This window comes from Rhizobium sp. CB3060 (assembly GCF_025200735.1).
In the GTDB taxonomy this organism is placed as follows: Bacteria; Pseudomonadota; Alphaproteobacteria; order Rhizobiales; family Rhizobiaceae; genus Rhizobium.
The window spans coordinates 112,256-126,108 of record NZ_CP104161.1 but is presented as its reverse complement, the minus strand read 5'-3'; the positions used below and the strand labels follow the sequence as shown (position 1 = coordinate 126,108).

Genomic DNA, 13,853 nt, shown 5'->3' with positions numbered 1-13,853 from the left:
TTGGACGTGAACGTTAAACGACCGCAGTGTGGCACCATGAACTGGATCGCTAAACCACTCGCTGCCTCCATCGCTCCCACAGTCGAGCGCGTCGAAACGCTGATCGTCGATCTGCCGACTATCCGGCCGCACCGACTGTCGGTAACGACAATGAACGGCCAGTCCCTGATGCTGGTGAAGGTCTATTGCAGCGACGGTGTCGTTGGCATCGGCGAAGGAACGACGATCGGTGGCTTAGCCTATGGCGGCGAGAGCCCGGAAGGCATGAAGCTGGCGATCGACAGCTATTTCGCGCCGGTGATGCTCGGCCAGGACGCAGCCCGCGTCCTGGCGCTGATGACCCGCATCGGCAAGATGGTCAAGGAAAACCGATTCGCAAAAAGCGCCGTGGAGACGGCATTGCTCGATGCCCAGGGAAAGCGGCTCGGCGTGCCCATCAGCTTGCTGTTCGGTGGCCGCCAGCGCGATCGCCTGCCCGTCGCCTGGACGCTCGCCTCCGGCGATACGGCCCGGGACATTGCCGAGGCAGAGCGGATGCTCGATCTCCGGCGCCACCGAATTTTTAAGCTCAAGATTGGCCTGCGGGGAATAGCGGAAGACATCGCCCATGTTGCGGCCATCAAGCGCGCGCTGGGCGACCGCGCCGCAGTTCGCGTGGACGTCAACATGGCTTGGAGCGAGACCGAGGCGGCGTTCGGCATGGCGGCATTGGCGGATGCCGGCTGCGAGCTTGTAGAGCAGCCTGTCTCGTCGGCAGCGGGCCTGGCGCGGCTGGTTCGCCGTTTCTCAGTGCCGTTGATGGCTGACGAATCCCTTCATGGGCCGGAAAGCGCCTTCGAGATCGCCAAGGCGGGAGGCGCCGACGTGTTTGCGGTCAAGATCGAGCAGAGCGGTGGACTGCTGAACGCCCAGCGCGTCGCAGCTATCGCCGACGCTGCCGGCATCGAACTATATGGCGGCACCATGCTCGAAGGCGCGATCGGCACCATTGCAGCGGCCCAGGTGTTCTCGACGTTCGTCAATCTGCAATGGGGCACCGAACTCTTCGGTCCGTTGCTGCTGACGGAGGAAATACTGGCTACGCCCCTGGGTTATAGTGAGTTCGAACTGACTGTCCCCCAGGGGCCAGGCCTGGGCATCGAACTCGACGAGGATCGTGTCGCGTTTTTCGCCCGTGACGGTGTCCGCAAAACAATCAGTCTCGCGCTGTGAGGAGGCGGCCATGCTGTTCCACGTGCGCATGAATGTGAATATTCCCCACGATCTGCCGTCGGAGGAAGTGGCCGATATCCTGGCCCGTGAAAGGGCCTATTCGCAGGACCTTCAGCGAAGCGGCGAATGGCGCCATATCTGGCGCATCGCCGGCCAGTTCGCGAATGTCAGCATTTTCGATGTCAAGGACAATGCCGAGCTGCACGAAATCCTGTCCGGGCTTCCCTTGTTCAAATTCATGGAGATCGAAGTCGCGCCACTTCTGCGGCATCCATCCGCCGTGCGCGACGACGACAGCTAGGACGCCTGCGTGGTGGTCTAGAGAGGATGAGGCCAGCCAAGTTTGCAATTCAACCACCGAGGAGGATCAATTATGAGCGTGAAAATTTTCAATCGGCCCGATATCCAGGAGTTCCTGAAGGTCCTGAGCGGCCAGGACAAACTGGGCGGCAATTCGCGCACCAAGCAAATCGTCCATCGCATCGTGTCGGATCTCTTCAGGACCATCGACGATTTCGACGTCACGCCGGACGAATACTGGACCGCTGTCGCTTGGTTGAACGAACTGGGCGCTGCGGGACAGGCCGGGTTGATTTCGCCCGGACTCGGACTCGACCATTTCCTCGACGAACGCCTAGATGCGATCGATGCCGAGCTGGGGATCGACAACCCGACACCGAGAACCATCGAAGGTCCTCTCTACGTGGCCGGCGCACCTGTCGCGCACGGTTTCGCCCGCCTGGACGACGGCACGGACGCCGATGGTCACACGCTGATCATGCACGGAACGGTCTATGGCAGCGATGGCAAGCCGCAGCCGGGTGCCACGGTCGAGGTGTGGCACTGTGACACCCGTGGCTTCTACTCCCACTTCGACCCCACCGGCAAGCAGGCGCCGTTCAACATGCGCCGCACGATCATTGCCGACGAGAAGGGCTGTTACAAGTTCCAGAGCATTGTGCCGAAAGGCTATGGCGTGCCCCCCGGCAGCCCCACCGAACAGCTGCTTTCGGCGCTCGGTCGCCACGGCCAGCGTCCTGCGCACATTCACCTGTTCATCAGCGCCGACGATCATCGCAAGCTAACCACGCAGATCAACATCGAAGGCGATCCGCTCGTCAACGACGATTTCGCCTACGCCACCCGCGATGGCCTTGTGCCCCATCTCGTCGAGCGAACCGACGAGGCCAGCATCAAGGCGAACAAACTGACCGGGCCGTTTGCCGAAATCACATTCGATATTCATCTGACCGCCTTGATCGACGGGCTGGACAATCAGGTCAATGCTCAGCGAAAGCGTGCCGCCGCCTGACACAGGCCGGACATTTGGGCGGCCGGAAAGCCGCCCTTGAAACCTCAACATCGGCATAGTTGCAGCGGCCACCGGTTTTCCGTGCGCGCGGCTGCGGGAGAGAGACCATGTCTGCGATTATCGACAAAGCCAGAGACCTTGACATGATGCTGGCCACCGCGGTCCAGGACGACAAGGAGGCTGGTGTATTTCGCTGCCGCCGCGACATCTTCACCAACGAAGACCTGTTCGAACTGGAGATGAAGCACATCTTCGAGAGCAACTGGGTCTACCTCGCTCACGAGAGCCAGATCCCCGAGATCGGCGACTACTACACGACCTATATCGGTCGGCAGCCGATCGTGGTGACGCGCGACAAGAACGGCGAACTGCACGCCATGATCAACGCCTGCGCTCACCGCGGCGCGATGCTCTGCCGGCGCAAGCATGGCAACAAGGCCAGCTTCACCTGTCCGTTTCACGGCTGGACCTTCTCCAACACGGGCAAGCTCCTGAAGGTCAAGGATGAGAAGACCACGCAATATCCGCCCCAGTTCGCAAAGGACGGGTCGCATGACCTGAAGCGGGTACCCCGCTTCCAGAATTACCGCGGCTTCCTGTTCGGCAGCCTGCGCGAGGACGTCGCGTCGTTCGAGGACTTCCTTGGCGAGACGAAAACCATCATCGACCAGATCGTCGACCAGGCTCCGAATGGCCTGGAAGTCCTGCGCGGCAACTCCGCGTATATCTACGATGGAAACTGGAAGCTGCAGATGGAGAACGGCTGCGACGGATATCACGTCAGCTCCGTTCACTGGAATTACGCCGCCACCATGGGCCGCCGGAAAGAAGAGGGTACCAAGGCGGTGGACGCGAACAGCTGGAGCCGCTCGGTCGCCGGGGTCTACGGCTTCGAGAACGGACATATCCTGCTGTGGACTAATACCATGAATCCCGAGGTCCGGCCCGTCTATAACCACCGCGACGAGATCAGCGAGCGCGTCGGCGCCGACAAGGCCGAGTTCATTGTCAACCAAACCCGCAATCTCTGCATCTACCCGAATGTCTTCCTGATGGACCAGTTCAGCACGCAGATCCGCGTGACGCGTCCCATCAGCGTCGACCAGACCGAGATCAGCATCTTCTGTTTCGCGCCGAAGGGTGAAAGCCCAACCGATCGCGCCCTGCGAATTCGTCAATACGAGGATTTTTTCAACGTCTCGGGTATGGGCACCGCCGATGACTTGGAAGAATTCAGAGCCTGTCAGGTCGGCTATGCCGGCATATCGGCGCTCTGGAACGACCTGTCGCGCGGTGCTCCGCTCTGGATCGAGGGTCCGGACGAAAATGCCACGCGGATGGGAATCCGGCCGCTTCTCTCGGGTGAGCGGAGCGAGGACGAGGGCCTATTCGTTCGCCAGCATGAATATTGGATGAAGGTGATGCGCGAGGCCCTTGTGTTCGAAAAGAATGGAGCCCAAGCATGACCGTTTCCTACGAAAGCGTTTGCAAGTTCCTCTACAGCGAGGCGCGCTACCTTGACGACCGGCAATGGGACGAATGGCTCGAATGCTATGCACCCGATGTCGTGTACTGGATGCCGGCCTGGGACGATGACGACCAGATCACCGAGGATCCGCAATCGCAGATTTCCCTGATCTACTATCCGACCAAGGACGGCCTCGAAGACCGGGTGTTCCGTATCAAGACCGAGCGGTCAGGGGCTTCCACGCCGGAGCCACGCACCAGCCACAACGTCAACAACGTCGAAATTGTGGGCGTCCGCGGCGATGAGATCGACGTGCGGTATAATTTTCACACGCTCAACCATCGATACAAGGTGACGGATCAGTTCTTCGGAACCACGTTTGTCACGCTTCGCGTTAGCGGCGAGCAACTCTCAATCACACACAAGAAGATCGTGCTGAAGAACGACTACATCCGCCAGGTTATCGACGTCTACCACATCTGACCACAGCCGTCAGTTGGACGCGAACTGTCGAGGAGGAATCCATGCCAAGCTACAACATTGCATTGAATTTCGAGGATGGGATAACGCGGTTCATCGAATGCAAGGACAACGAGAAGGTCCTCGATGCCGCCTATCGAAACAAGATCAATCTGCCGATGGATTGTTCCGATGGCGTTTGCGGCACATGCAAATGTCGGGCTGAGAGCGGTGCTTACGATCTTGGCAACGACTTTATCGAAGATGCCCTGACGCCCGACGAGGCGGCGAGTGGCCTCGTTCTGACATGCCAGATGAGGCCCTCGTCGGATTGCGTGCTCGCGGTGCCCACCACGTCGCTGGCCTGCAAGACGCGGCAAATGAAATTCGCGGCGACCGTCACAAGCATCACGCAGCACCATGACGCGGCGATCGTCCTTGAGCTCAAGGTCGATGCCTCCGCCAGCACGCTTGTTTTCCTGCCGGGTCAGTATGTCAATATCGATGTGCCCGCCACGGGTCAGAGTCGATCCTATTCCTTCAGCTCAAAGCCGGGGGAAAACACGCTCGCCTTCCTAATCAAGATGATCCCGGGCGGCGTGATGAGTGGCTGGCTCGAGAAAGCACGGCCCGGCGACCGCCTTGACCTCGCCGGACCATTCGGCAGCTTCTATCTGCGTGACGTGAAAAGGCCGCTTCTCATGCTAGCCGGCGGCACCGGGCTCGCGCCTTTCCTCTCGATGCTCGAGGTTCTTGCTCGCGCGGAGTCGAGGGAGCATGTCCACCTAGTCTACGGAGTGACACGAGATCGCGATCTCGTCCTTGTCGATGAGGTCGCTTCCTTTGCCAGCCGTCTGCCGAACTTTACCTTCACGACGGTGGTCGCAGATCCCAATTCCGACCATCCCCGCAAAGGTTGGGTCACGCAGCATATCCCGAAGGAAGCGCTGCATGGCGGCCAGGTGGACGCCTATCTTTGCGGGCCGCCCCAGATGGTCGATGCAGTCCGCACATATTTCGATGGTGCGGACTTCAAGCCCGCCAGCTTCCACTATGAGAAGTTCACCGCCAACGTGACCGGGAAGGTGGCGGCGTGAGCGCGCCCTCATCCACCGGCCGTTTCGCGGGCAAGGTCCTCGTCGTCACCGGCGCGGCCCAAGGAATCGGCCGGGCGGTCGCGCTGCGGGCCGCGCGAGAGGGCGGACATGTCGTTCTGGTGGATCGTGCAGACTTCATCGCCAACGTGGCTGCCGAAACGGAAGGCGCATCGGCTGTCGCATACAACGCAGATCTGGAACATTACGACGGCGCGGCTGCGGCGATGCGCTTTGCGACCTCGACGTTCGGCGGCATTGATATCCTGATTAACAACGTCGGCGGCGCGATCCGGATGCGTCCCTACGAGGCGTTCGAGCCGCAGCAGATCGACGACGAGATCCGCCGTTCGCTTATGCCGACGCTCTACTGCTGCCATGCGGTCGTCCCCCACCTGCTCGAGCGCGGGGCTGGCACGATCGTTAACGTGTCGTCGAATGCGACGCGCGGGATTTACCGCGTGCCATATTCGGCCGCAAAGGGCGGGGTGAATGCCATAACGCAATCCCTGGCTATGGAGCTCGCCAATCGCAATATCCGCGTGGTCGCTACCGCGCCGGGTGGGACGGAGGCGCCGCCGCGCCGCATCCCGCGCAATGCCGCAGGCGACACGGCCAACGAGACAGCCTGGATGGCGGAGGTCGTGGGTCAAGTGAAGCAATCAAGCTTCATGAAGCGCTACAGCACGGTGGATGAACAGGTGGCACCGATCCTGTTCTTGGCCTCGGACGAAGCCTCCTACATCACGGGTAACGTGTTGCCCGTCGCGGGGGGCGACCTCGGCTGAATGCAGATTTTTCGCACAGCAATTCGGGAGGAGTAGGTGCGCAATATCGATGTGAATGAAGCAATAGACAGAATGCCGTTCGGCAGGTTTCAATTGTCGGCCGTTGCGCTCCGCGCGCTGCTGCTTATTGTCGATGGATACGACGTCTTTGTCGCCGGCACCGTGTTGCCCACCTTGATTGCCGAATGGGGGCTCAGCAAGCCGCAAGCCGGTGCGCTGCAGGCCTGGGCGCTGTTCGGAATGATGTTCGGCGCACTCCTGTTCGGGCCTCTGGCCGACAAGATCGGGCGCAAGAAGGGAATTGCGATAAGCTTCCTGCTTTTCACCGTGGCGACGTTCATGACAGGACCATCCCGTTCGCCGTTCGAGTTTCAGATCTTCAGGTTTTTCGCCGGGCTCGGTTGCGGCGGATTGATGCCCAATGCCGTGGCGCTGATAAACGAATATGCGCCCAAACGACCGCGCGGCACGATGGTCGCGCTGATGTTCTCCGGCTATTCGGTCGGCGGCATGGTGGCCGCAGGGCTAGGCATCGGCATTATTCCAAGTTTCGGCTGGAAGCCGATGTTCCTGGTTGCCACGTTGCCGCTGCTGCTTCTGCCGCTGATCCTGTGGCGCCTGCCCGAGTCGCTCGGCTTTCTCATTCGGCAAGGCAAGCAGGAGGATGCGAGGTACATCTATCGCAAGCTTGATCCATCTGCCCAGGTGGGAGATACCGACACGCTGGTATTCACCGAGCCGAAAAGCGCCTCGGCCTCGGTGACAGAGCTGTTCCGGCAGGGCCGTAGCGTGCAGACGCTCCTGCTCTGGGCCGCCATTTTCTGCTGCCTCCTGCTGGTTTATCTCCTGTCGTCCTGGTTGCCTAAACTTCTCCAGGAAGCTGGGTATGGCGAGCGAGCAAGCCTACTGAGCCTGTTCTCGCTCAACTTCGGCGGCATGGTGGGTGCCGTCGCCGGCGGGATGCTGGGCGACCGGTTCGGCTTGCCGAATGTCGTTGTGGGCTTTTTCGCGGCGGCCGCTGTCTCCGTCGCGCTGATCGGTTTCGACCTGCCGTCCACACTCCTCTTCCTCACGATCTTCGTTGCCGGCGCGACCACGATCGGCACGCAGATCCTGCTCTATGCCTGCGTGGCACAACTCTACAACCTGTCGGTTCGCTCAACCGGGCTTGGCTGGGCTTCCGGCAGGCAGGATCGGGGCAATCGTGGGCCCGACCTTAGGCGGCCTCCTGCTGGCCCGAGAATTGCCGCTGGAGCAGAATTTTCTGATCTTTGCGATTCCGGCAGCGATCTCCGCCCTGGCGATGCTGGTGTTCGCGGTCAACAATGCCCACACCCGGGTCCCAACGCAGGCGGCCCGGGCCCAACTCAAAAAACGGCGACCTCCGAAAGCCTCACCATCCGACCGGATGCGCTGCCCGGCGGTCGTCACGCATTCCTTTCGTCGCCAAGTGCATATCGGAGTTGCAGATGCCGTTCCTCGAACTTTCCAGCCATCGCCTTCATTATCAGATCGATGCACCGAACCAGATTGGGGGCGACCGGCCGTGGCTGCTATTTTGCAATTCCCTTGGCACGGATCTGAGCATGTGGGATGCGCAGGCCTCGGATCTTGCGCCGCATTTCCGCATCCTGCGCTATGATCGCCGCGGACATGGCAATTCCTCCGCACCTGCAGCGCCATACACATTGGCGGACTTAGCGAGCGACGTGTTGGCGCTTCTCGATGCCTTCGACATCGCACAAACCCATTTCTGCGGCCTTTCCATCGGCGGACTCGTCGGCCAGTGGCTGGCCATCCATGCCGGCGACCGCATCGGCAAACTGGTGCTGTGCGCCACGGCTGCGAAAATCGGCACCGCAGAAGGCTGGCAGGCACGGATCGACGCCGTTCGCCAAGCCGGCCTCGGCTCTTTGACGGCGGGAACGGTGGAGCGGTGGTTTAGCCCCGATCTTGTCGCTTCCCGGCCCGAATTCATCCAGACGATGCTCAAGGGCTTCCTCGCTACATCGCCTATTGGCTACATTGGATGTTGTGCGGCCCTAGCGGAAGCGGACCTGCGGCTGGAAATAGGTCGCATAGACAATCCGGTTCTTGCTGTGTCGGCAGAAGGGGACGAAGTGTGTCCGCCCACCGATCTCGCGTTCATTGCAGGTCAGGTGCGGCTTGGCCGGCACATGATGCTGCCTGGGCGGCACATCGTGAACGCGCAGGACACTTGCCGCTTTAGCACCGATATGCTCGATTTCCTCAGCGAAGAGACGTAGGGTTTCCGAGAGACTTGATAATCCTGGGAGGACTGCATCATGAATTCCAGTGGCAAGACGGGGCGGGACGTACAGAAAGCGGTCGAGCATCGGGAAGTATATTACAGCGCTGCCTCGGAGGCTTCGAGCTACTTCACCAATGAGCGGGCTTCCGTGCCGCTGCAGTTTTCCAATCCGATCGTGTGCCGAATGATGTCTGGCCACAAGACGATGCGCGTGGGCGGCTCGGCGCCTTTCGCCTTTGTGCCGGGCGAATCCATGATGGTGCCCCCAAGTATGCCGCTCATCATCGATTTTCCGTTTGCGGACACGGACAACCCGACCACCTGCATCTGCTTCGAAATCGAGCGCGCGAAGTTCGACGACATCCTCTTCCGGCTAAATGATGCCCGTCGCAAGGCCGGAGAGCGTCATGAACTGGCCATCGACTGGACCAGCTACGCCATTTATCGAGGCGAGCGGGAGATTGATTTCCAGTTGGATCGGCTAATGAACTTCTACCTTGAGACAAATTCCGAATACCGGGATCTGCTCGTCGACGCCAACATGGTCGAGCTTGCCATCCGTCTGTTGCAGGTTCAGAACAGGCGGCTGCTGCTGGAAACACGGTCGACAGTGCCAGACACCGGACTCGATGCTGTGGCCCGGTACATTGCCAGCCAACCGCACAACCGGCCCGATCCCGAACAGTACGCAAGGATCGCCGGTATGAGCGAAGCCACCTTCTTTCGTCACTTCAGGCAGAAGTTCGGCACCACGCCGTCGCGATACGCCCATCAGGCACGGATTCAGAAAGCGAAGGACATACTGCTGGCCGGGAACATATCCCTGAACGAGGTGGCCTTTGAGGTAGGCTTCCAGAGCCTTGCCCATTTCTCGAGGATATTCAAGCAAGTGTCGGGCGAGACGCCGGGGGAGTACGCCAAGCGCTGCTCGAGGTCGCGGCTGCTGGAACTTGATGGCGTCAGGCAAGACTTTGAGAGTGCCGGACATATCTGAAGCCCGGCGCCCGGCATATCCTTCTTCGATCAACAGGGAGGAGCATCAGCCCATGCTGGATTTAATCGCGGAATTCGTTGCGAGCGGGGATGGATCGACTACGCAGCAATACCGAATCTTCGTCGGCGGTGAGTGGCGCGAGACCGCCTCGCATTTCGATGACATCAACCCCACGACACGGCAAGGTTTTGCCCGGATCCCGGATGCCAGCGCATCCGACTTGTCTCAGGCGATTGCGGCGGCCCATGCAGCGCAGCCGGCATGGGCTGCCTTGCCGCCTGCAGCGCGTTCGGAACTGTTCTACAAGGCCGCGGAGCTCTTTGTTGCCCGCGAGCGCGAATTCTGCGACGCGCTGATTGTGGAGACAGGCTCCGGCTTCGGCAAGGCGATGTTCGAATGCAGCCTGGTGCCTTTGGCGCTTCGGGAAGCCGCGGCACTGTCGACGCGGGCCATCGGCGAGATCCTGCCGTCCAATGTTGCCGGCAAGGTGAATACGGTCCAGCGCAAGGCCGCTGGCGTGATCGGGGTCATATCCCCTTGGAATTTCCCGCTCTATCTATCGCTGCGCGGCTTCGTCTATGGTCTTGCACTCGGGAATACGGCCGTGCTGAAGCCGTCGGAGGATTCACCGCTCACCGGCGGCCTGATGCTGGCCAAGCTGTTCGAAGATGCCGGCTTTCCGGTGGGAACCATCAATGTAGTGACCTGCAGCCGCGAGCGCGTTGGCGAGATCGGCACGCAGCTGGTCGAGGACCCCCGCGTGGCACGTGTCAGCTTCACCGGCTCGACGGCGGTCGGGCGCGAGATCGCCAAGTCCTGCGCTGCCCAGTTCAAGCGGGTCATTCTCGAAATGGGCGGCAAGAATTCGATCGTTGTGCTCGATGATGCCGATATCGACTATGCCGTGGACGTCGCCTTCTTCGGCTCGTTCCTGCATCAGGGCCAAATATGCATGTCTGCCGACAAGGTCATTGTTGCCAGCGATCTTTACGAAACCTTCTTGGCGAAGCTCACGGCAAAGGTCGCCAATTTCAAACCGATCGAACCCGAGAACCAGATGTGCGTGGTCGGGCCGATCATAAATGACCGCCAGCTCAACCGAATTGACCGCCTAGTCAAGGCGGCTATTGCGGCCGGAGCAAAGATTCATGCGGGTGGCGAAAAGCAGGGGCCGTTCTTCCAGCCCACCGTCATCACTGGGGTCACCCCGGACATGGATATCTACAACGAAGAGATTTTCGGTCCGGTCACGCTCGTCATTCCCGTCGAGTCGGAAGACGAAGCGATTGCCGTGGCGAATGACACGCCTTATGGGCTCTCCGCAAGTATCGTAACGGGCAATGCCGCTCGCGGCCAGATGCTGGCATCTCGCATTCAGGCCGGCATGGTTCATGTCAATGACTCTCCCGTTCATGATGAACCTCACTGCCCGTTCGGCGGCTTCAAGGCGTCCGGCTGGACTGGAAAGTGGGGCGCCAGCGGCGCCATCGAGTTCTTCACCGATCAGCAATGGATCTCCACGCAGGTAGTGAACCGTCAATACCCGTTCTGACGCGGGCACGTCCAGTCAGCGCCACCGCTGCGGCGCGGTCGGTTGCATTCTCTGTGAAGAATGACGTCGACCGGAGCGCATGCCTGTTCGGATGCTAAGAGGGCGTCCGTCTGTCCCGTCCCGTGCGCGCACCAAAAATCGAGAGGAGGAAACAATGTATTTGAATGATCATGATCTGGCTCAGGGCGATGCTTTGAATCGGCTGGAAGCCGGGCTCTATCGGGGCCAGATCGGGCGACGCGCCTTCATAAAGGCGGCCCTTGCGGCCGGCGTTTCGCTCGCGGCGACACACGCGCTGGCTGACGCAGGCGAAATGGCGGCGATTAGCCAGCTTTACAACAGGCAGAACCTGAAGGGCTCTTATGACTACATTGTCGTTGGCGCCGGAAGCGGTGGCGCGGTTGTGGCAGGACGCCTTGCGGCCGCCGGCGCCGAAGTGCTGCTGCTGGAAGCCGGTGGCAGCGATCAGGTGGATGCCGTGCTCAAGCCGGGCATGTGGCCCAGCAATATCCGCTCCGAGCGCGACTGGGGATTTACGGCCGATCCCAGTTCGGACGTGAACGGCCGCGCGCTGATCCTGCCGATGGGAAGGGCAGTGGGGGGCGGCTCTTCCGTCAACGCGACCGTCTGGGCACGGGGCCATAAGGGCGATTTCGACCATTGGGCCGACGAATCAGGGGACCCTGCCTGGTCCTATGAGAATGTCCTAAAGATTTATCGCCGCATCGAAAATTGGCGCGGCGCGGAGGACGCCGTCCGGCGCGGCAAGAATGGCCGGCTCTGGATCGAGCCCGCGCAGGATCCGGCCGCCATCGCACCCGCGATGCTGGCGGCGGCGAACTCTGTCGGAATCCCCACATTCGACGACATGAATGGGGCGATGATGGAGGGGGATGGCGGGGCGGCCATCGCCAACCTCAGAATAAAGAATGGCCAGCGCCGGAACATACCTGCCGATTATCTCTATGGAGAACTCTCCAAGCCGAATATTACGCTGCTGACCGGAGCGGAGGTCATGGGCTTGGGCTTCGAGGGAACCACTGCCAGGGCTGTCAAATTCCGCAAGGATGGTCAGAATCACACGGTTTCGGCCAAGCGAATCGTGCTGAGCGCGGGAGCGCTCAATACGCCGAAGCTGCTGATGCTGTCCGGCATTGGCGATCCCGATGAACTTGCACGCCACGGCATCAAGACGCTTGTCAAGTCGATGGGCGTCGGACGCAATTTCCAAGATCACGTACTCGTAGCCGGGTGCATCTGGGAGTACAAGGACGCGCTGCCGCCAAGAAACAACCTCGCTGAGGCAACGTTTTTCTGGAAAAGCGATGCTTCCCTGGACCGGCCGGACCTACAGCCGTTTCAGATTGAGGTGCCCTATGCGTCCGAGGTCACGAGCACCAAGTTCCCGGTCGTGCCTGGTGCATGGACGATTGCTCCCGGTCTAGTGAAGCCCAAGAGCCGCGGGCGCGTCACGCTGCGCTCTGCCAATCCGCTGGATCTGGTTCAGGTCGACGGCGGATTTCTCAGGCATCCGGACGATATGAAAGCCTTGCTTGTCGGCATCGAGCTTTGCCGAGAGATCGGCAACTCCGCGCCGATGCGGGCTTATGTCAAGCGGGAGATCATGCCGGGTAATCTGGGCAAGGCGGAAATGACCAGCTTCATCCGCGATGCCGCCGGGACATATTTCCATGAAAGTTGCACCTGCAAGATGGGCACTGACGAAATGTCCGTGGTTGATGCCTCTCTTAACGTCAGGGGCATTGAAGGCTTGACCATCGCGGATGCCTCGGTGATGCCGCAAGTGTCGACGGGCAACACGATGGCCCCGACAGTCATCATTGGCGAACGGGCTGCTGACATTCTACTGGGGGTAACATGAGGCTGTAGACTGGCGTTATATGTTGACCCCGGCAGGGCGGAACGATGCAAGATTCCGGGCTATCTTTTCAAATCGCATTGCATGGTCCCTCGCCCACTCATCGGCGTTCCACATTGACGTGCCGGTCCCTGCGCTGACGCCGATCCTGCCGGACAGCAGTGGCGGGCGTGGGGAGCTCGTTGAGGGAGAAGCCCATTTCGTTTTAGCGCCAGTCGATGCAAAACAACGGGCACTCTCGTATGTGCCTGATGCTTCAAGCATCGGCGCTTGGTCGGGTCTGATCCGTGGGTAGCATTACGAATATTTGCCTTATTTGTGCGGGTTGGCAAGGGATAGGCCTTGGTTGAGAACATCAACCTACAGCACGATTTCTTGGTCGACGATGCGATCCGCGTGTCATCGTCACTTCACGGGACCTACCCAGCAGATCGCTGCGCTGTCGAAAACGACGTTGCACAAATCTGACCGAAGTACACCGGCAATCATCCGTGGGCTTGCCATTTCTCATCCTGACAGCCAACTCCTGATAGCCTTCGAACCGAGTGCGTAGACTCGCGCTTGATTTGCTACTTGGGAGGATTGAATGCCAGCGCCTTCAGCCGCTTGGCCTCGGACACTTCCATGCCGCCGTATTTGGCTTTCCAGTTGTAAAACGTCGCTTCTGAAATCCCGTGCTTGCGGCACAGGTCGGACACCTTTGCCCCATCAGCCTCCTGCTCCTTCAGCACCGCAATAACCTGCTCTTCGGTAAATCTGTGCTTCTTCATTCGTCCGTCCTCGGCTCACAACAGTTTGAGGATCAACACATCGGCAGACGTGC

The 13,853-nt window shown here is 60.3% G+C and carries 11 protein-coding genes and 2 pseudogenes; 12 read left to right on the top strand and 1 reads right to left on the bottom strand.

The genetic code is table 11. The features are described 5' to 3' along the window. The first annotated feature begins 36 nt into the window (after positions 1–36). From N2601_RS32750 to N2601_RS32695, 12 genes and pseudogenes are all read left to right on the top strand, one after another. Positions 37–1,212 (top strand): muconate/chloromuconate family cycloisomerase, encoded by a 1,176-nt coding sequence (locus N2601_RS32750; protein WP_260306099.1) that lies wholly within the window; start codon positions 37–39, stop codon positions 1,210–1,212. A 10-nt stretch (positions 1,213–1,222) separates the two neighbouring features. Then, positions 1,223–1,513 carry a muconolactone Delta-isomerase gene (catC, locus tag N2601_RS32745; RefSeq protein ID WP_260306097.1) on the top strand — a complete coding sequence of 97 codons (291 nt, stop codon included), beginning with the start codon at positions 1,223–1,225 and terminating at the stop codon, positions 1,511–1,513. Between the two features lie 72 nt (positions 1,514–1,585). Continuing rightward, a complete protein-coding gene (catA, locus tag N2601_RS32740; RefSeq protein ID WP_260306096.1) occupies positions 1,586–2,524 on the top strand; it encodes a catechol 1,2-dioxygenase in 939 nt (312 codons plus the stop codon). Positions 2,525–2,631: 107 nt separating this feature from the next. After that, entirely contained in the window at positions 2,632–3,990 is a 1,359-nt protein-coding gene (locus tag N2601_RS32735) for a Rieske 2Fe-2S domain-containing protein (RefSeq protein ID WP_260306095.1), read from the top strand. Then, positions 3,987–4,475 (top strand): benzoate 1,2-dioxygenase small subunit, encoded by a 489-nt coding sequence (gene benB / locus N2601_RS32730; RefSeq protein WP_260306093.1) that lies wholly within the window; start codon positions 3,987–3,989, stop codon positions 4,473–4,475. Before N2601_RS32735 ends, benB begins: the two co-directional genes overlap by 4 nt. Positions 4,476–4,516: 41 nt before the next feature. Beyond that, on the top strand, positions 4,517–5,548 hold the full coding sequence (gene benC / locus N2601_RS32725; RefSeq protein WP_260306092.1) for a benzoate 1,2-dioxygenase electron transfer component BenC: 1,032 nt from the start codon (positions 4,517–4,519) through the stop codon (positions 5,546–5,548). Beyond that, a complete protein-coding gene (gene benD / locus N2601_RS32720) occupies positions 5,545–6,333 on the top strand; it encodes a benzoate diol dehydrogenase BenD (protein WP_260306089.1) in 789 nt (262 codons plus the stop codon). The genes benC and benD overlap by 4 nt, the downstream gene beginning before the upstream one ends. Before the next feature lie 36 nt (positions 6,334–6,369). Then, positions 6,370–7,663 (top strand): annotated as a pseudogene (locus N2601_RS32715) (MFS transporter); the annotation flags it as partial. Positions 7,664–7,802: 139 nt separating this feature from the next. Beyond that, positions 7,803–8,600, top strand: a complete 798-nt coding sequence (gene pcaD / locus N2601_RS32710) for a 3-oxoadipate enol-lactonase (protein ID WP_260306088.1) — start codon at positions 7,803–7,805, stop codon at positions 8,598–8,600. A gap of 39 nt (positions 8,601–8,639) precedes the next feature. Next, positions 8,640–9,599, top strand: coding sequence for an AraC family transcriptional regulator (locus tag N2601_RS32705; RefSeq protein ID WP_260306087.1), 960 nt, complete (start codon positions 8,640–8,642; stop codon positions 9,597–9,599). Between the two features lie 52 nt (positions 9,600–9,651). After that, positions 9,652–11,151 carry an aldehyde dehydrogenase family protein gene (locus N2601_RS32700; protein ID WP_260306086.1) on the top strand — a complete coding sequence of 500 codons (1,500 nt, stop codon included), beginning with the start codon at positions 9,652–9,654 and terminating at the stop codon, positions 11,149–11,151. A gap of 154 nt (positions 11,152–11,305) precedes the next feature. Continuing rightward, positions 11,306–13,033, top strand: a complete 1,728-nt coding sequence (locus tag N2601_RS32695) for a GMC family oxidoreductase N-terminal domain-containing protein (RefSeq protein ID WP_260306085.1) — start codon at positions 11,306–11,308, stop codon at positions 13,031–13,033. A 587-nt stretch (positions 13,034–13,620) separates the two neighbouring features. Here the strand turns inward: N2601_RS32695 and N2601_RS32690 are convergent. Beyond that, positions 13,621–13,800 (bottom strand): annotated as a pseudogene (locus N2601_RS32690) (transposase); the annotation flags it as partial. Positions 13,801–13,853 lie beyond the last annotated feature (53 nt).

Bases quoted from the DNA above. Each gene is read 5' to 3' on its own strand.
- N2601_RS32750 (WP_260306099.1), top strand. From the start codon at position 37: ATGAACTGGATCGCTAAACCACTCGCTGCCTCCATCGCTCCCACAGTC.
- catC (WP_260306097.1), top strand. From the start codon at position 1,223: ATGCTGTTCCACGTGCGCATGAATGTGAATATTCCCCACGATCTGCCG.
- catA (WP_260306096.1), top strand. From the start codon at position 1,586: ATGAGCGTGAAAATTTTCAATCGGCCCGATATCCAGGAGTTCCTGAAG.
- N2601_RS32735 (WP_260306095.1), top strand. From the start codon at position 2,632: ATGTCTGCGATTATCGACAAAGCCAGAGACCTTGACATGATGCTGGCC.
- benB (WP_260306093.1), top strand. From the start codon at position 3,987: ATGACCGTTTCCTACGAAAGCGTTTGCAAGTTCCTCTACAGCGAGGCG.
- benC (WP_260306092.1), top strand. From the start codon at position 4,517: ATGCCAAGCTACAACATTGCATTGAATTTCGAGGATGGGATAACGCGG.
- pcaD (WP_260306088.1), top strand. From the start codon at position 7,803: ATGCCGTTCCTCGAACTTTCCAGCCATCGCCTTCATTATCAGATCGAT.
- N2601_RS32705 (WP_260306087.1), top strand. From the start codon at position 8,640: ATGAATTCCAGTGGCAAGACGGGGCGGGACGTACAGAAAGCGGTCGAG.
- N2601_RS32700 (WP_260306086.1), top strand. From the start codon at position 9,652: ATGCTGGATTTAATCGCGGAATTCGTTGCGAGCGGGGATGGATCGACT.
- N2601_RS32695 (WP_260306085.1), top strand. From the start codon at position 11,306: ATGTATTTGAATGATCATGATCTGGCTCAGGGCGATGCTTTGAATCGG.